Consider the following 19,059-nt stretch of genomic DNA (forward strand, 5'->3'; position numbering starts at 1 on the left):
CTGCCGTATGATGAAACAAGTTTTTGAAGTCTATGACCTTTTGGATAGTCCGTTTGCCAGCGGGGCAGAAGTCAAAGCTTATTTGGAACAACTGGGTCAAGCGGAGATTACGGTCTCCACCGTGAAAGGTGAAAAGGGCTCTACGGATTTTATTAAAATTGTCATTGCCGGTAAAACGGGTCGCATTCAGGGGGGCGATTCTCCAACCTTGGGTGTAGTAGGGCGACTTGGTGGACTTGGAGCACGACCGGAAATGATCGGATTTGTATCCGATGGTGACGGTGCGGCAGCGGCAATTTCGGCGGCGGCTAAACTTCTGAGCATGCAGTCCAAAGGAGATGTGCTTGACGGAGATGTGATCATCTGTACACATATTTGTCCAGATGCACCCACTCAGCCCCATGATCCGGTTCCATTTATGGATTCACCCGTAGATATTTTGACGATGAACAAATATGAAGTGACGCCCGAAATGGAAGCGATCCTATCCATTGATACGACCAAAGGGAATCGGGTCATTAACCATAAAGGTATTGCCATTTCCCCGACGGTACGTGAAGGCTATGTGCTACGAATTAGTGAAGACCTCGTCGATATTGTTCAGACCGTTACTGGCGAACCGTGTGTCACGTTTGCTGTAACTACGCAGGACATCACACCTTATGGTAACGACCTGTATCACATCAACAGCATTTTGCAGCCAGCGGTGGCAACTTCCGCTCCAGTGGTTGGTGTAGCCATCACGGCCGCTGCTCCTGTCCCAGGCAGTGCAACGGGGGCCAGCCACGAAAGCGATATTGCGCTGGCGGCCAAATTGGCTGTAGAAACAGCCAAAGCTTATGGACGTGGGCAATGCTCTTTTCATTCGGAAAAGGAGTTTCAACATATTACTAAATTGTACGGTACTATGAAGCATCTACAAACGATGGGCAAGTCTGAATAAGCTTTATTCCCTAAGTTAAAAAGAACATGAAGGTTCAATGATGGACAAGGAGGAGGAAGAGGGCATGGCACAACTGCTTGAAGTAACCAACCTCCGGACGGAGTTCAAGACTGCGGCTGGCACCATTCGGGCTGTGGATGGCGTCGATCTATCGGTTGGCAAAGGCGAAACACTCGGAATCGTTGGAGAATCCGGGTGCGGCAAGAGCATTACCTCCCTTTCCATTATGCAGCTCCTCCCCAAGGGACTTGGGAAAGTAGCCGCTGGTGAAGTACGGTTTAACGGTGAAAACATGCTGGATTTTTCGGAGCGGAAAATGCGCTCGATTCGTGGCAACGAGATGGCCATGATTTTTCAGGAGCCGATGACTTCGCTAAATCCTGTGTTCAAAATCGGCAAGCAAATTGCGGAGTCTGCCCGATACCACCACGGTGTAAGCAAACACAAAGCGAAAGACATGGCTGTGGACATGCTGACGAAAGTGGGAATTCCACGTCCAGAAAAAGTAGCCGCTTCTTATCCGCATGAACTCTCGGGCGGGATGCGCCAACGGGTGATGATTGCGATGGCGATGGTGTGCAATCCGAAGCTGCTGATCGCCGATGAACCGACAACGGCACTAGATGTAACCATTCAAGCACAGATTCTTGACTTGATGCGTGAGCTGCAGAAGTCCGAAGGAACTTCCATTCTGATGATTACTCATGACCTTGGTGTCGTTGCTGAAATGTGCGATCGGGTCGTGATTATGTACGCCGGACAAGTGGTAGAAGAAACCGATGTAAAAACGCTTTTTAAAGAGCCCAAGCATCCGTATACACAAAGTTTGCTAGCTTCACTGCCACAATTAAACAGTGATCAGGAGCGTCTGGCTTCCATTCCGGGCCAGGTTCCCAACCCACTTGATATGCCACATGGCTGCCGCTTTGCACCACGTTGTCAGTTTGCCAAGGAAATTTGCCGTGCAGAGGCCCCGGAGCTTACAGAAGTGGAACCCGGACACAAAAGCCGCTGCTTGCTACAGCAGGAGGGATATCATGAGTACACTGCTTGAAATACGTAATTTGAAAAAACACTACCCGATCAAAAAAGGACTTTTTTCCAAACAAGTGGGAGCAGTCAAAGCGGTGGATGGTATTAACCTGACTGTACAGCAGGGTGAAACCCTGGCAATCGTGGGAGAATCCGGCTGCGGCAAATCCACAACTGGACGGGCAATTCTCAGATTGATCGAACCGACGGATGGAGAGATTCTGTTTAACGGCACGGATATACGTAAGCTAAACACAGAGCAGCTGCGCAAATTCAGAACGGATATGCAGATGGTGTTTCAAGATCCGTTTGCTTCGCTTGATCCCAGATGGACGGTACAGCAGGTGCTGGAAGAACCGCTCATCACGCATGAAAAGCTAAGCAAAACGCAGCTCAAAGAGCGGGTGGAAGAGCTGCTCGAAGTGGTCGGATTGTCTCCTTATCACGCACATCGTTATCCGCACGAGTTCTCGGGTGGTCAACGCCAGCGGATCGGGATCGCACGGGCACTGGCGCTTCATCCCAAATTTATCGTGTGTGACGAGCCAGTCTCGGCCCTCGATGTGTCGATTCAGGCGCAAGTGCTCAATCTGATGAAGGACCTGCAAAAACAATATGACCTGACGTATATGTTCATTTCCCATGATCTGTCGGTCGTCAAATTTATCAGCGACCGCGTGGGTGTGATGTACCTGGGCAAGCTGGTCGAACTCGCACCGACCCAAGAAGTGTTCAAAGAGCCGCTGCATCCGTATACAAAGGCGCTAATGTCTGCGGTACCTGTAGCTGATCCGGAAGCGGAGCGTGATCGGATTGTACTTAAAGGGGATGTGCCCAGTCCAGAAAATCCGCCAAGTGGTTGTGCGTTTCATAATCGCTGCCCGGCAGCCATGGAGATATGCAGCAAAGTACAGCCCATCTTTGCCGAAGCTGCACCAGGGCGACAGGTAGCCTGTCACTTGTATCCAGCTTCCACGCCGGAACAAGCGATAGCCGGACGAGCATAAGCCAACTGAAAAAGAATAGATAGACCTTCTAGCAAGAATCAAGCCTGAATCCTTCTCTAACGGATTCGGGCTTTTTTTAACTGTAGCTGCTCTGCAAACGCACATATTTTTCTAATAAATCCATTTTAAGATTCAATATAAGGGGTGGAATTTCAACACCTGTAAATCAAGCATATAACATGCAGGGATACAACATTGCGCACAATCAATGGAAGCGTTTTAATTTGAATATAGAAATACAAAAGAAGACCTCAGGGAGGACATAAGAATGCTAAAAGTGAAAGCGCTTAGATGCGAGCATTTAAATAATCCGATTGGATTGGGTTGTCTAAAACCGCGGTTAAGTTGGCAGATCGAATCTGAAAAAATGTATGTTTCTCAAAAACGTTTCCAATTGCAAGTATCCGTTCATCCCACGTTTGAACCGCTGATTTGGAATCATTTTACCTATTCGGATCAATCCATTTTGTTTCCCTATGAAGGCCCCCCGCTGGAATCAGGACAAAGATATTATTATCGGGTAAAAGTATGGGCTCAGGGAGCAGGTGACACAGAACCGGAAGAATCGGAATGGAGTGAGTCCGGCTTTTGGGAGATGGGGCTGCTCCATGAGCAGGACTGGAAAGCACAATGGATCACAGTGAAGGAGCGGAGCATCCATGAACAGTTTCAGACAAGAGCTCCTTTTGCCGCTTCCAAATATTTTTCGGTTGAGGGAAAAGTGAAAAAAGCAGTCATTTATGCTACAAGTCTTGGGCTGTATGAACTGGAGTTCAATGGACAAAGGGTGGGCGATGCCTACTTTACCCCGGGATGGACGGATTATAACGATCGTGTCCAGGTGCAAGCATATGACGTGACTTCTACCATTCGAGAACAACATAATCGAATCACAGCCACGGTGGGAGAAGGCTGGTACAGCGGTTATCTGGGCTGGCAAAAGCGCAAGGACACCTACGGGAACACGAATGCATTGTTATTTCAAATGAAGATTAGTTATGAAGATGGCCGTTCTGAAGTCATTTGCTCTGATTCTTCCTGGGAGGAAACGAGCTGTGCCATTTTAATGTCGGATATTTATAACGGCGAAATCTATGATGCCCGACTTGAGCAGCAGGCAGCCGAACATAGCTCCTTAACCGAACGGAAAATGATGCAGGTCGTCTCGTTCCCGTTAAGTCATCTGATTGCTCAGGAGAACGAGCCTGTCTGTGTGATGAACCGATTGAAGCCTGTTGAACTCATTCGAACTCCTAAAGGTGAGCTGGTGCTTAACTTGGGTCAAAATATGGTAGGCTGGCTGGAATTTCAAGTTGAAGCCCCCGAAGGTACGGTTCTGAATCTGGTTCATGGTGAAGTGCTGGATCAGCAAGGGAACTTTTACAGAGATAATATTCGGGATGCAGCGCAGCAGATTACGTACATTTGCAGCGGGAAGGGGACGGAGATATTTAGGCCGCATTTCACTTTTCAAGGCTTTCAATATGTGAAGCTTGAGGGCTTTCCTGATAGCGTTACGATTGAAGATTTTACGGGCGTTGTTCTGCATTCGGACATGGAGACGATCGGGGTGTTTGAGACATCTGATCCAAAGCTGAATCAACTTCAACACAATATTGTGTGGGGGCAAAAGGGGAACTTCCTGGATGTGCCAACCGATTGTCCGCAGCGTGATGAGCGATTAGGCTGGACCGGCGATGCACAGATTTTTGCTAGAACTGCCAGCTTCAATATGAATGCGGCTTCCTTCTTCCGAAAGTGGCTTAGGGATTTGGCTTACAACCAGCTGGAAAATGGGGCAGTGCCTTTTGTAGTGCCGGATGTCCTCAAAGGAACCTTTGCCGATAATATGGACAAAACGACGGCAGCATGGGGAGACGCGGCGGTTATATGTCCGTGGACCCTATATCAATGCTATGGGGATAAGCAAATCTTAGTGCAGCAGTATGACAGTATGAAAGCATGGGTGGATTATATTCGCGCCCAGGGGGACGAAGAATGTCTTTGGGATACCGGTTTGCAGCTGGGAGACTGGCTGGCGCTGGATAGCGAGGAAGGAAGCTATTTTGGGGCGACGGACGGAACGCTGGTGGCTACTGCTTATTTTGCGTATTCGACTCATATATTGGCACAGACGGCCAAACTGCTGAATCGCTATACCGATTACAACACATATAAAAACTTACATGAGGGGATTAAAACGGCTTTTGCGAACCGCTACTTCGATGACGCGGGCAAATTAACCTCCAATACCCAGACTGCACAGGTTGTGGCTTTGCACTTCGGATTGGTGCCAGAAAAGTATAAAACGCAAGTGATTCAGGAGCTCGTACGGCTCATCGAAAAAAATGATTTGCATCTGGATACCGGCTTTGTGGGCACCCCCTATCTATGTCTGGTTTTATCCGACCATGGCTATACGGATGTCGCTTATAACATTTTATTTCAAAATGATTATCCTTCATGGCTCTATCAGGTTGAACGGGGAGCAACGACCATGTGGGAGCATTGGGATAGCATTAAAGTGGACGGTTCATTCTGGAGCACCGATATGAACTCGTTCAATCACTATTCGTACGGTTCAGTAGGAGACTTTATGTACCAAAATATTGCCGGAATCGATGTGCTTGAAGCGGGCTATAAAAAATCACGTTTAGCTCCTAAACCGCCTGCCAATCTTACTTCGGCCCATGGCAAGCTGGAGACGCCATATGGCACGCTTGAAGTCCAATGGGAAATCGCGAATAAAGAAATGAAGATGACGGTTCACGTACCACATAATACGACGGCTGAGATTACACTTCCGGGCGTTATGGAGCCGGATGCACTACAGCAGACCATTGCTATGCAATATCCGTCGATTCAGTATCCGCCTGGTGATGTGCCACAGGAGCTGGCCGGGAAATTAGGTTCTACAGGGGAACAGGCGATTTTCCAAAGGAGCGGAGATCATGAAATGACGTTTACGGTCGGTTCTGGACAGTATACGTTCCAGTACAGATGCAACTAGAGGCTAAATAACATAGACTAGAGGTGAGAGCTTAATGAATATAAAGAACAAAGTTTTGTTTAAAACGGCGTTGCTATCCATTTCCTTAGTCCTGACGTCAGCGAGTGCCATTTCGGCTGTCATACCAATGATGCTGAACCAATTATCAGGCGTCTCCAGTTCGCTGATTGAAAGCGTAGTCACGATTCCATCCTTCTCGATGATGCTGTTTGTGCTATTGAGTGGCCCGATTTCTTCTCGATTGGGTAAAAAAAATACAGTCCTGCTAGGGCTTTTGCTCGTAGTCATCGGCGGAATACTTCCCATGTTCACGACGAATATTACATGGATTCTTGCGCTGCGTTTGGTACTAGGTGCAGGTCTCGGGATGTTCAATTCACTGGCCGTCAGTTTAATTAGTGATTTTTTTGAAGGGGATGAACGTGCTCAATTAGTAGGCTTTCAAAGCGCCGTTCAAGGACTCGGAAGCAGCTTGGCTACCTTTGTGGCAGGGCAGCTCGCCCTAATTGACTGGCAGTTCGCTTTTTTATGCTATGGAATCACCATTCCTATTGCGCTATTATTCTTTCTGATCATTCCCGAACCAGAGCGCGGGGAGCCTACAGTAGAGAACTCGACAGAAAAGGGTCACAAGAGCGGGGGAATATCCATACCTGTACTTGGATTAGGAGCTGCACTTTTTCTGTTTATGACTTTTATCATGATTGTATATACCAAAACAGGCATTATGATTGCTGAAAAGAGTATGCCCAATGCTGGTTTTTTAGGAACCGCCTTAACGCTATTTTCCTTGTCGACCATGATTGCAGGCTTCTTGTTTGGTAAAATATATAAATGGTTTAGAAATTACGCTCCCTTTATCTCCAGTCTATTAACAGCAACAGGTTTTGTACTACTATGGTTTGCTCAGAATGTGACCATGGTTACCGTTGCCATGCTGATCATTGGCTTTAGCTTTGCGCTGTTTATTCCTTATATTTTTACCATACTAACTAAAATCGTCCCTAAAGGCAGTGAAACGATTTCCATTTCAATTGCGATGGTAGGCTCCAATTTGGGAGCGTTTGCTTCGCCTTATGTCATCAAGTTAGTTGGGGTGTTGTCTGGGAATGAAACGGCTTCATTTTCCTTCCTTGTTTCTGCGATTGTATTTACGATTGCGGCACTCCTTTGTCTGGGAATCGCTATTAGAGGAAAGGGAAGCAAAACTCAAGCGGCAGTCCACAGTTAATGGGATGTATCCGATATAGTAATTTTTTCAACGGGCGGAGAACCGCCCGTTTTCCATCATATAGTGAAGGAGGAGTCAGTGTTTATGAACCTTCATGAGTTGGATCAGTTGCTGAGAAACAAAACGGAAATTGAACTTTTACAACAGCAAAACAATCAGGTGATTAATGATCTCTCCAAAGAATCGGAGAATGAGCGTTTTTTTGATATAAATCAGAATATATACCGTATGCCCGCTTTATTTTTCTTTGGAGAACATGATATTTATATTAGCAAGCACAATAGATTTGCTCCGATGCTGGAGCACATGCATGAATTTATCGAATTAAACTATGTTTACTCAGGTAAGTGCAATCAAATCATAGCAGGCAAAGAAATTCAGCTTTGTGAAGGCCAAGTATGTGTCCTGGATAAGGATGTGCCGCACAGCATCGCTCCTTTGGGAGAAGACGATATACTGATTAATATCTTGCTACAAAGAGAAACAATTTCATCCCTATTTCTGCAGCGGCTATCTAAGAAAAAAAGCCTGATTGGCGAATTTCTAGCCAACTCTGTCCTCCAGCATCAGCACCATAATCACTTTATTATTTTTGAGTCGCAGCATAATGAGAACCTTCAATATATATTGCGTAGAATCTTAATCGAATATTATTCCAGGCAAGAGGATTCGATGGAATTGGTGAAGGCTTATTTGCAAATTGTATTTGGAGAATTGGTCCGTGTATTGGAAAGCGAGCATAATATTCACTTAAACCAGCAGGAAAATAATATTACCTCTATTCTGAATTACATGGAAGAGCACTATCAGCATTTAAGCCTACAGCAATTATCTAACCATTTTAATTACAATAGCACGTATTTAAGTAATAAGTTAAAAAAAGTAACCGGTCTTACTTACACTCAGCTTATTGCCAACATTAAACTCAATGCAGCCTATTCTTTGGTAGTGAATACCAATCTGCCGTTCGAAATGATATTTAAACAGGTGGGATATAACAGCATGAGTTTTTTCTATAAAAAGTTTAAAACAGCATATGGTGCCACCCCGCAAAATATCCGAAACAAACAGTTGAGGAAATGAAGGATATACAAGGACGTCCAATTCTAATGGGCGTCTATATTTGTTATAATATCTGCAAATTCATAAGCTGGTGTTTATAAGGGAGGGTACATCCTTGGAGGCAATACTAAGACGTCACTGGCCAGAGTGGAACGGAACGCTGCAGAAACAAACCGGGGGTTGGAATAATACGACGTATTTTGTTAAGAGTGGTGGGCGAAACGGAGTGCTGCGCGTCTACGATACACACAAGGATCGGGACAAAATTGAATTTGAGCATGCAGTTTTGCAGGAGCTGAGTAAGCATTCACTATCGTTCAGGACACCCACGCCTATTCCGACGGTCACGGGAGAGACGCTTGCTCAACTGGAGACGGAAAGCGGTAAATATGTGTGTCTGTTCGAATACATAGAAGGCATATCACCCCTGGAGCAGGATTCAAGCTTTGCCTATACTTTGGGCGAGACTACGGGGGAATTATCGGCTGTGCTTGCGACAGTTAATCTTGATATGACTCCAGTCTATCGACCGTATTATGCTTTGCAGCAATCCTATCCGTTGTGTAACCGGGAAACGGTTCAGGGCTTTTGTTTACATCCGCCTGAGCCTCTAAAGGATTTGCATGAAGAACTGCGATTAATAGGGGAAGCTTATGAAGAGATTACAGATTCGCTTCATGCATTGGAAGAGTTGCCGCATCAGCTTGTACATGGAGACTTGAACGCTTCCAATTTGTTAGTAAAGGATTCTGATCATAGTCTAGTAACCGCACTGCTTGATTTCGAATTTTGTACGCTAGACGTTCGGGTCATGGAGCCGGCGGTCATCTTATCAGGATTTTTGGGACAACCAGAGGAGACGACAGCAGTTCGGGATTTTTGCCGGGGCTTCAGCCGCCAGGTTCATTTAAGCCACACCGAGATTGATGCTGTGCCTATATTGATGCTGCTTAGGAAGGTAGACGTATTTCTTCATTTTTTGAGTCGCTTTCTGGAAGGAACGGATCAGTCACACGTATTGCAAGAGCAGGTCAAACAGATCTCTGCCGACTTGCGCCAGCTTTCCACCAGCAGTAGCTGGATTCAGGAAGAGTTGGTCCAAGCTGGAACAGTGTATGAATAAACGAGCTAAATGCCGCGTTATGTTATAATCTTTGGGAAAATTGAGCCTGGGTGCATTGAAATGTACTCGAAACTGGAGGAACAGATGAATAGTTGGCTAACGAACGCATTACGGCCGTACTTCGGGCTGGAGGCGCTGGAAGAGCATTGGGATGTGGTAGAAATTAAAGAAGGATACTTTATTTGTGTGGATGGAGACGTTATTCGCAAGCGAATTTCTTCCACTGAGGATACTTATGGAGAAACCGATGTAGAGATTTTTACGCGTGACCGGGCATTTGTTTTGCCTAAAACGGCTCGTGGCAAAGAGAAAAAGCTGAATTACACAAGTGTTTCGAGCATCAAGGCAGAAGGCGTGACCTTTTCAGCAGGCATTCGAAGGGATCGTCCTCTTAGTTATGTTACTGCTGTGAATAGCAAAACGGGTGTGAAACTCCCTATTACGGGATGTGAGCATTTACATAGTAAAGAAGAGATCATCGATTGGCTTCAGCAATATCCGTCACTTGTGCCCAAGGATTACGATCGCAGGTTGCACCGGTTGAAGCATATGAAAAACCAGCGTTATAAAACGGTCCCAGGAGACATCTTCCGCGTGGAAATAGACCTTTTCACAGATGGATATGTGCTGGTCGTTGGAGATTTGCGCCAAATGCAAAAGGATCAGTTGTTTGCAGAGGAGAGCATTTGGAACAGTGTCATGACCATGCCTTTATTCGTACGTCCATATTTGTTTACGAGTCGTGACCGTTCAACAGCTTTGGAATCTATCACATCCGCCCCATTATCCGAAACGACCTGGATTGTTATGGATGATTCCTTTATGCGGGGTGCCTATGAGCGAGTAGGGCATAAGCTGTTAGTGGAAGAGGATATTGTGTTCCCCATCGGCTATGGCTGTAGTACGGATAGTAGAAAAGAAAAAACATATAGTCTGTCCTGGGGAACGGGCACGGTTTCCAAACCGGAAGGGGAGACCGTGTTCAAGTCCTCGCGAAAATTTTCAAATAACGGTGCTTATTCAGGTATCGTTGCCGACTGTTTTGGCTCCTGGGAAGAGCGGGAGTGGCACAAAACGCTGGATAATCCGTTACATCAGGATGAACGTCGAAAAGCACTGGCCGAATTCGGATTCCCGGAAGACATTTCGTATGATGAGTTCAACCGTCAAACGGGAGGACTGACGCGTTCGGAATATCTCGCATATTTGGCAAGAACCTATGGCGGGAAAAAGTGATACAAACGAATTGAATTTTTTAATAGGAGGGGCCCATGAAATATCTTAAGGATTGCCCGGAACCAGGCATGGGAACCTGGTATTTTGAAATAGATTCGGATGGAATAGCTTATCGACAAATTGTTATCCAGGATGACGGCACGTATATCGCCTCTAATCGCAAGCACGAGCAGTATCATTTCTTATTAGCTGAGAAAGCGATTGATGACACGGAGCCCTATTATACGAAAATTACAAAAAAAGAGTTTGAAGAAGTATGGTCCAATTATCTTCACACCTTGAACCAGGAATGGCATCAAATCAAAAATGCACTGCCCGTTGGAACTAAGGTAAAGGGTTATATTGAAGTGTTTTTTCCACAAGGTACGCTTATTCATATTTTCCAGCATCATGCGGTCGGATTGTCAGACACTCGTACATATGAGGAAAAGACACCATCCGAGTGGATGTATCCGAAGCATGAGGTCACGGCCATTGTAAAAGGATACGACGAAGTGAATCAGTGGGTGATTTTAGATCAAACGCAGGTTTTCAAAAATCAGTTTGTAGGTTGAAAGTGAATTTTGGGATATGCGGGAAGGGGAATGAACATGCATACTTTAACGGTTGATGAACTGGTGGATAAGGATAACCATGCATGGGAAGAGGTCAGAAATATTCTGAAAGAAGGCCGGAATTCACATCACATTGTATCGACCGAATCGGAATCCGCTCCAGGGGACACGCTGTACCGTTTGCAGGTGAGTACGAAATCATATTTGGGAACAGTTGCCTATGAGACAGGAGGAATCGTGTTTGATTACGGTTGGATCACCTTGCTGGGTGCGGGTGGCTCTGGAATTTTCGGTAGCTTGACCTCATGGAACGGGCTTCAAGAGCCGAAAAGTGTTCCTGCGCTTGAGGGGATGCTGATTGTTGCCTATGATGCAGCAGGTGGATTTTTTGGATTGGATATAGGGAAATTCGGACGTAGCGGTCATATCTACTATTTTGCACCAGATGCATTGGAATGGGAATCCACTGAGCTGGCCTATTCCGGTTTCTTGAGCTGGTTGGCTGAGGGAGATTTGGGCTTGTTCTACCAGACATTCCGCTGGAACGGTTGGCAGAAGGATATGGAGCAACTTCAGCCGGGAGAGGTATTTGCATATTATCCGCCGCTATGGACCCAAGAAGGTGGAGGGGAGACCAGCAGCAAGTCGCCTATAGACATTACAAATGCATGGCAGGTGGCATTGGATAAGGAATAGCTTTTGTGGTAGAAACAACAACTCTTAGAGGCATCAAGGCATGGAGGTTGGCACATATGTGGAGTATTCAATTTGAACAACCGTTTGTAATAAGTCAGGAAGCAACTGATGAACAAATCGCGAATTTTTTGAAAACATGGAACATAAAGCTATCCGAGCAAGAGATTCACGAAATCAAGCAAAGACAAGTGAACCCTTTTCCAAAGTCGTCTCCTTTCTATGATCAATATAAACCTTTAGATCCTGTTGGCTGGCATCTGCCCCAAGGACAATTTCCTGACAGCTATATGGAGTTTTTGAAATATTCTAATGGTGGGGAGTTTCAAAATGGAGAACGTTATTTTCAGTTTTTCAATACCGAAGATTTGAGAGAAATGAACCTCGCCTACGAGTTGCCGGAATATATGCCGGGTGCTGTGTCGTTTGCGATGGATGGGTGCGGAAACCACTATATGTTTGATATGAGAGAGGAAAAAAGAAACAATGAGTATCCCGTTCTTTTTGCTCATTCTGGTAGTCTGGGATATGACGAATGTGAACAGGTTGCCCATTCATTTATAGAGCTGTGTACGGAAAAATGGGCATTGTATTGATACCTGCATGATTCTGCCCAATATATAGCCAATAGTGAGAAGTCTACAAACAGTCCCCTTGAAGGAACTCTTCATTGGGACTGTTTGTAGCGGATATGGCGATACACAATCAGGACCATGGGATTCTTGCACAAAGCTATCTTACATATGTTGTGGCCTGATTGCCGGCATAATCTTCAAGCACGATCTTTAGCGAGCTGGTACGAGAAGTAGGGGTAAAAGTCAGTTCACTTAATTTTGTTCTTCCCCGGACAATGTAAGGAAACTTTTTCGATACATAAGTTACGCCAAATTGCTTGGGCACATCGTTTTCGTATACATATAAACGATGCCAGTCCTTCAAGGTTGGTAGAGCAAGCGTATACGTTGACCCAGTGACCGTCACATTCTCTTTTACATAAGGCTCTATCGTCGTGTCTGCGAGATACCCAGTGTATGCTACAGTTTCATGATTGCCGATAGCGATACGTAGTGTGTAGCTATCACCGTTTGTGGGCAGATCGGTAAACGTAGCCGTTTCAGCGCCATTGTCCGCCGTAATGGTTTTATGGAATACGGTGTCCGTATAGTCGGTGATCAAGTTCAATTTAACCGTTCCGTCCGCTTCAGAGGGATTTTTCCATGTTACTGTAGCTTCACCGTTTTCTTGAGTCTCCACCTTAATATGACTGACGGCAGCATTCAGATCGTAGCTTAATCGAGCCGGTTCGCTTTCCGTTCCATCAGCCCCAACTGCAGTAAGCATTAATTCACCGGATTTATGGTTTAGGGATTTCATATAATAGGATGAGTCATAAATTCCGCCGATATAGGAGCCGTTCTCATACAGATTGTATTGTTTAACTTTGGAGTAATCCTCTAGGTCCCAGGCTACAAGCATTTCGTTCGTATCGGTCAGTGCCTTGGTGATTTTGAATCCCGTCGGCGCGGCTGGTTTCAGGACAGAATGGTCTGTTATCTTGATTTGGCCGATATTCATCTGATAGTTTTTGATTGTTTTATTTGCGTTATCAAAAGATAAACCCAAAGCTACAATTGTTTCTCCTTTATAGGCACTCAAGTCCAGATTGTGGCTTACCCAGCCCGTGGTTTGTTTACCAGAGTTAGGGATGCTGACTTTTACGACTTGGCCGGGGTTATCTTTGAAAATAAGTCCGATACTCAGCACCGAGCTGTCATCGGAGGAAGGCTTATTGTACGTGATGGACAAGTTTGAATTCTTATTTACCGACAGATCCGTTTTATACAGGCGTAAAAAGTTATCTGAATTCAGCTCTCCGTTAACGACGAGGGAGCTGCCACCCTGATAAGCGCCCACAGGCTGATAGGTAAACCGAGTGCCTTTGGTATAATTCGGACCATAGTCATAGTCAACCGAGAGCGGTTTACCTTTGGTATCGAGCCACCATTGCCAAGTTACCGGGATATCCTGAATATTGATGTTGGACCATTCCTTGGGATTGGAGATGACTCCATTCACGACATACTGCAAGCCATGTCCGGTATTGAAGCTGGTATTAAAATGGGAGCCACGGATGACAGAACGTTCGGCGATATATGCCGCGATACCGTCCCAGTTTGCGCCCGAAGCTTTTACATCGGACAAATCTACACTTGGGTTTCTTTGTGCACGGACGGGATTCTGATTCGGACCGGACCACCAGACACGGTCGCGGATAAAGGTCATCCATTGATACGCATTGTCAGCTCTGCGATTGGTGTCCTGTCCGCCAAACTCTTCATCCAGCGCATTATGTGTGAAATCTGCTCCCAACGTCGCGATACTGTTCATTGGCTGCCCGTTCTCACCGATATTCAGACGAAGATCGTATTTTTGCTTCCATCTGCCAAAGTCACCGTTCCCGCCCTCAATCCCAGCAAAAACGGTTTTAAGAGGGTCCAGACCCAATTGCTTGGCATGGTCGCCGGAGCTTTTCAGCTTCGCTTTGTCCCACCAATAATTGAGAAAAATAGAATCGGACACCTGTCCGTATTGCTTGTCTTTGACAAACGGGCTGTTCACGGCATTAAACTCATTTTGATAAGCAATTTTACCGGTTTCGTTTACGGTGGAGTCGTACCATTGCACATACATGCCCTGATCTCGCAAGTATTTCATAAACTGCTTGTAACGGGGGATATCCTCTGTAGCTACGCCTTTAGAAGCTTCCTCCTGGTTGATGAAGTAGCCGTCATAGCCATAATATTTCGCCATTTCGATCAATTTTTTAGCTACCGGAAATCCACCCTGAGCATCCTGCACGAGCATTTGCTTATACGTTTGCGGTCCACGGTCATTATCCGAGAAAAAAATACAGGCGATGGAGAGAACGCCGTTTTTGTGCGCCGCATTCGTATAACCCGGATTTGGAATGTTCAGAATGCCGAACTCGAACCATTTTTCCGTCCAATCCTTTTGGGGATCGTATAGCTCTTCGGGTACATGGGCGGTAGGCATGCCATGCCAGTAGCCGTAATAGTCGGTATACTGCCAATAGTTAAACAAGTATTGACTGAATTTATTGGTATAGGAATAGCTATCAAAAAAAGCGTTTCCATAATCGCCGCTAAGTGTAAACATTTGCGTGTCAGGGCTTAAAGCAGGTTGGGCCTGTGTAGCGGCGAAGGAGCTGTTACGTTGTTGCAGAGGGACGCGAGCGCGAAGCATATCTCCATAGACATCTTTGGTAGGAGTCCAGTCCAAAATATGTGAGCTGGCGTATCCGTGCTGATAAGGCTGATTCGGCCCTTTGGCGCTTTCTCCTTCATATGGGAGGGTATCGCCTGCATAAACGGATGGAGAGAGGGTTTGACTTAACAGGACAGAAGTCAAAACCAGCGCAGTCCATTTTAAAGCGAACTTGTGAACCTTGTTACGTTTCATAGCTCATCCCCCTAACGTGTATTTATCCCCCTAAAGATAATCAATAAAACGGTTTTTAAATAGAGGCTAAATTAAAGATATGGCGTTTAAATTAAAGAAAATCCTCATTTTCATGAATGCGCTTACTTATATCCAGCGAAGGACATGGTATACTTTATTTACGCATGAACGATCCTGGAGGGCTTATACGATGAAAAGGGGCAATAGATACACAGCTTATTTTAAAAACAACATGTTCCTGAGGATACTATTGTTGTTCTCCTGTATTGCCATTTTGTCAATTATTACGATTGCATATGTCACGTATATATCCATATCGCAATCCATGATTCGACGGGAACTGGATACCCAGAAAGCAGCGATGGAGAGTGTTGACCGCTATATCCATCTCCGGCATGAATCCGTTCAGAACATGGTGCGGGATATGTACCGGAATGAGGCGCTCTCGATGAACGTTTCTTTTTTTATGGACCACGCGTATTCCGAATATGTACAGCACCGCATGGACGAGACGTACATGGAGAGTCATGATTATTCAACAGATGTGCTCACTTATTTTAAAAATTGGCTGGATGAAAATAGCGATATTAGCAATTTGATATTGTACAGTGCCGACCAGCAATATTTGTCCACCTTCAATGAGAGCAAGCAATTCAAGCAATTCCCGGTGCATGCGGCGCGTTCCTTTGTACCGGATGTGATGGCTGCCGAAAGCAAAAGCGTCTCTGCTCCGAATTACTGGATTCGGAAGGCGGTCGATCAGTGGAGCCCCTCGCTATATTCGTTACAAGTCCCCATTAACAATAAGCAAACACTCAAAAATACCGGTCAGCTTCTGGTGTTTCTAAATTCCAAAAGTATCTCCAATGCACTTTCCAGCTACGGGAACAACCTAAAGGGCGAAATTATCGTTCTGTCCACCCATGGAACGGTTCTGTTCGATTCAAGGAGTAACTATTACGGGAAAACGTATCCTTATGTCGAAGTGACCCGATCATTATATGACGATGTGGATTCCGATGCCGGGATCATTCAGGCGAAGCAAAATATGTACATCAACAAGCTGATTTCTCCGGACGAAGGATATGTCGTGATTGGGGCAGTCCCCAATGAGGAAATGGCTCAATCGTACCGGGGTATCCGTAATACGATTTTGACAATCAGTGTCGTTTGTATTCTGTTTGCTGTGCTGTTCCCTGCCTTTTTCGTCATTAACTTTGCTAAACGAACGAATCGGATTATTAAATTCACTCGTCAGGTGAAAAATGGCGATCTTACAGCTCGTATCCAAGACCCCCAAGAGGATGAGCTGGGACAAATCTCTCGAAGCTTCAACGATATGCTGGACGATCTTAATCTATATATTGAACGGGTGTATAAAGCAGAGATCAAGCAAAAGCAAACGGAGCTTGTTGCCTTGCAGGCACGTATTCATCCACATTTTTTGTATAACACGCTTGAAGTGATACGTATGAGGGCGATTTCCCAGGGAGCCAAGGATGTAGGAGAAATGATTTATAGCCTATCGGTATTGTTCAAAAGCCTGGTTCAGCAGAAAAAAATATACACGCTTAAAGATGAATTGGAGGCTTGCAGATTATATCTTGAGTTGTTCAGAATACGCTACAAGGAAAGGTTCAATTACACGATTACGGTCGACCCCGAGTTGTATACTCGTTCTGTCATGAAGCTGATGCTTCAACCCATTATTGAGAATTATATTGTTCACGGTATACAAAGCGACCGGAATGATAATGTGCTGACCATTGAAGTGAGTGAAACGGGGGAGGTTCTGCTGGTTGAGATCCGTGACAATGGGAAGGGCATTGAAGGGGAGCGTTTGAAACAGATTCTGGAGGAACTGGAACGCCAGGAGGAAGACGGACAAATGTTTGGACTACGCAGTGTGCACACCCGACTTCGGTTTTTACACGGAGCCGATTCCGGGATTGAACTGGAGAGCCGCAGCGGCGAGGGAACGACGATTCGGGTACGATGCCCTAACAGGGAAGGGATGGATGCCATATATGTATAAAGTATTTATTGTAGACGATGAGCCTTTTATCATTGAGGGATTATACGATATTGTGGATTGGACCTCTTTTGGGCTAGAAATTGTCGGACATGCGGAAAATGGATCTTTGGCGCTGGAAGCGCTGGCCTCCAGACCCGTGGACGTACTGATTACGGACATTTCTATGCCGACGATGGATGGTCTCAGGCTGATTCATGAGGCGAGAAAGCTGCATGCTGACTTGAAGGCGATTGTGTTGAGTGGATTTAATGAATTTGATTACTTGAAGGAAGGCATGAAGCTGGGCATCGAAAATTACCTTTTGAAGCCGATTAATGTGGAGGAACTGGAATCCACTTTATGCAATACAACGGAGAAGTTGGACAGGTCCCGGTTGGATCAACAATATGAGACGTTTGGGGTGCAAGTTCTCAAGGAAAATACGTTGTACCGTTGGCTGACAGGACAGATTGCGCCTACAGAATTCCAGGAACGTGCTGAATTGATAGGTTTTTCGTTAAATATCCCCTTCATGGAGGTAGCTGTGTTACGGACGGAAGGGGATTCGGCAGGAATGCATCAACAGTTAAGGCAGTACATTCAACACCAGCCCGATTTAACATTGTTTCGCGATGTTGATGCGGTTAGTGTAATCATTGCCGCACTACCGAATTATGATGAGGGCAGACAGGACTTGTTAACGCTCTTGGAGGATTTTTCTGTTCAGTGGTCGACGGACGGGGAAGAAACGGTGTATATCGGGATAGGCAGCGCCGGTTCGCTTGCTGCAGCTCCACGCAGCTATAATGAAGCTAAAAAATCTTTGGAATATTTTATGATATATAATGACCGCCGGATCATTGACTATACAATGCTGGAGGAGAGCGAGGGCAACGCTGGCGAGACTTGTTCCATCGACTGGAAGGATTATGTGAAGCTGATTATAGCAAGAGACCTAGATGCGCTTACCGCACGAATTCAGAGTGATTTTGAGCAGCTTCAGCATCTCGAAAGTGTTACCCCGGATGAACTGCGGAATATGGCGCTGGAGTTGGTGATCCGGTTCAAGATGGAGCTGGAGAACATCAAGCATTCCAATGAGTCGGAACGGTTTCAGCAGGGGCTTCACCAGATAAAATGCTGTACGACATTGGCAGAGCTGGTGAGTGCGCTTCAGCATGTGGCGACAGAGACGGTGAATTCACTGCTGCAAGATATGAAAAACCCTATCGTAAGTCAGGTGCTGTCCTATATCCATGTTCATTATGCCAAGGAGCTATCATTAAAAATATTAGGATACCAGTACCACCTTCATCCCGTTTATCTCGGTCAGTTGTTTCATAAGGAAACAGGCGAAACCTTTGCTGAATATATCAATCAGTACCGGATTAAAAAAGCCAAGGAACAGCTTAAAAACACCAATCTCAAGGTACACGAAATTGCGCGGAACGTGGGGTATTGGGAGACGGGATATTTTTATAAGCAGTTCAGAAAATATGTGGGCATTTCCCCGACAGACTATAAAGGATTGGGATAAATACCAGGTGTACATGGATTTCTTTAATTTGTACCTTGGTTTATTAAGTTTATCTTCTTTATGAAAGTGCTTACATTAGTTAAGGTTAACGTAGTTGCTTCATAAATGAGGATTTTGCAAAAATCCCATAAGCGACT

Annotated in this window: 14 protein-coding genes; 13 read left to right on the forward strand and 1 reads right to left on the reverse strand. The window is 45.5% G+C overall.

The window, feature by feature from the left end:
- The first annotated feature begins 7 nt into the window (after window positions 1–7).
- The 11 genes from NSS66_RS14595 to NSS66_RS14645 all read left to right on the forward strand — a co-directional run bounded on the left by NSS66_RS14595 (window position 8) and on the right by NSS66_RS14645 (window position 12,487).
- A complete protein-coding gene (locus tag NSS66_RS14595; protein WP_103744709.1) occupies window positions 8–943 on the forward strand; it encodes a DUF1177 domain-containing protein in 936 nt (311 codons plus the stop codon).
- Between the two features lie 64 nt (window positions 944–1,007).
- Window positions 1,008–1,997, forward strand: coding sequence for an ABC transporter ATP-binding protein (locus NSS66_RS14600; RefSeq protein ID WP_023989675.1), 990 nt, complete (start codon window positions 1,008–1,010; stop codon window positions 1,995–1,997).
- On the forward strand, window positions 1,981–2,982 hold the full coding sequence (locus tag NSS66_RS14605; protein ID WP_209943164.1) for an ABC transporter ATP-binding protein: 1,002 nt from the start codon (window positions 1,981–1,983) through the stop codon (window positions 2,980–2,982). The genes NSS66_RS14600 and NSS66_RS14605 overlap by 17 nt, the downstream gene beginning before the upstream one ends.
- 268 nt (window positions 2,983–3,250) lie before the next feature.
- Window positions 3,251–5,992, forward strand: coding sequence for a family 78 glycoside hydrolase catalytic domain (locus NSS66_RS14610; RefSeq protein ID WP_340959233.1), 2,742 nt, complete (start codon window positions 3,251–3,253; stop codon window positions 5,990–5,992).
- Window positions 5,993–6,026: 34 nt separating this feature from the next.
- Window positions 6,027–7,223, forward strand: a complete 1,197-nt coding sequence (locus NSS66_RS14615; protein WP_340959234.1) for an MFS transporter — start codon at window positions 6,027–6,029, stop codon at window positions 7,221–7,223.
- 84 nt (window positions 7,224–7,307) lie between these two features.
- Window positions 7,308–8,306 (forward strand): AraC family transcriptional regulator, encoded by a 999-nt coding sequence (locus tag NSS66_RS14620; protein ID WP_034095071.1) that lies wholly within the window; start codon window positions 7,308–7,310, stop codon window positions 8,304–8,306.
- Between the two features lie 94 nt (window positions 8,307–8,400).
- Window positions 8,401–9,408, forward strand: coding sequence for a phosphotransferase enzyme family protein (locus tag NSS66_RS14625; protein ID WP_053325868.1), 1,008 nt, complete (start codon window positions 8,401–8,403; stop codon window positions 9,406–9,408).
- An 84-nt stretch (window positions 9,409–9,492) separates the two neighbouring features.
- On the forward strand, window positions 9,493–10,644 hold the full coding sequence (locus NSS66_RS14630; protein ID WP_053325867.1) for an immunity 26/phosphotriesterase HocA family protein: 1,152 nt from the start codon (window positions 9,493–9,495) through the stop codon (window positions 10,642–10,644).
- 35 nt (window positions 10,645–10,679) lie between these two features.
- A complete protein-coding gene (locus tag NSS66_RS14635; RefSeq protein WP_023989668.1) occupies window positions 10,680–11,198 on the forward strand; it encodes a hypothetical protein in 519 nt (172 codons plus the stop codon).
- 36 nt (window positions 11,199–11,234) lie between these two features.
- Window positions 11,235–11,894: a DUF2625 domain-containing protein gene (locus NSS66_RS14640; protein WP_034095070.1), complete on the forward strand. Its 660-nt coding sequence runs from the start codon at window positions 11,235–11,237 to the stop codon at window positions 11,892–11,894.
- Between the two features lie 56 nt (window positions 11,895–11,950).
- Window positions 11,951–12,487 (forward strand): SMI1/KNR4 family protein, encoded by a 537-nt coding sequence (locus tag NSS66_RS14645; protein ID WP_023989666.1) that lies wholly within the window; start codon window positions 11,951–11,953, stop codon window positions 12,485–12,487.
- Window positions 12,488–12,623: 136 nt separating this feature from the next.
- On the opposite strand, the gene NSS66_RS14650 is transcribed toward NSS66_RS14645, so the two are convergent.
- Window positions 12,624–15,371, reverse strand: a complete 2,748-nt coding sequence (locus NSS66_RS14650) for an endo-beta-N-acetylglucosaminidase (RefSeq protein WP_340959235.1) — start codon at window positions 15,369–15,371, stop codon at window positions 12,624–12,626.
- Between the two features lie 190 nt (window positions 15,372–15,561).
- Between NSS66_RS14650 and NSS66_RS14655 the strand changes: the two genes are divergently transcribed.
- Both NSS66_RS14655 and NSS66_RS14660 read left to right on the forward strand, forming a co-directional pair.
- A complete protein-coding gene (locus NSS66_RS14655) occupies window positions 15,562–17,406 on the forward strand; it encodes a sensor histidine kinase (RefSeq protein ID WP_340959237.1) in 1,845 nt (614 codons plus the stop codon).
- Entirely contained in the window at window positions 17,399–18,922 is a 1,524-nt protein-coding gene (locus tag NSS66_RS14660; RefSeq protein WP_316244027.1) for a response regulator transcription factor, read from the forward strand. Before NSS66_RS14655 ends, NSS66_RS14660 begins: the two co-directional genes overlap by 8 nt.
- The last annotated feature ends 137 nt before the right edge of the window (window positions 18,923–19,059 follow it).

Origin of the sequence: Paenibacillus sp. FSL R10-2748 (genome assembly GCF_038005565.1) — a bacterium.
GTDB classification, from domain to species: Bacteria; Bacillota; Bacilli; order Paenibacillales; family Paenibacillaceae; genus Paenibacillus; species Paenibacillus polymyxa_B.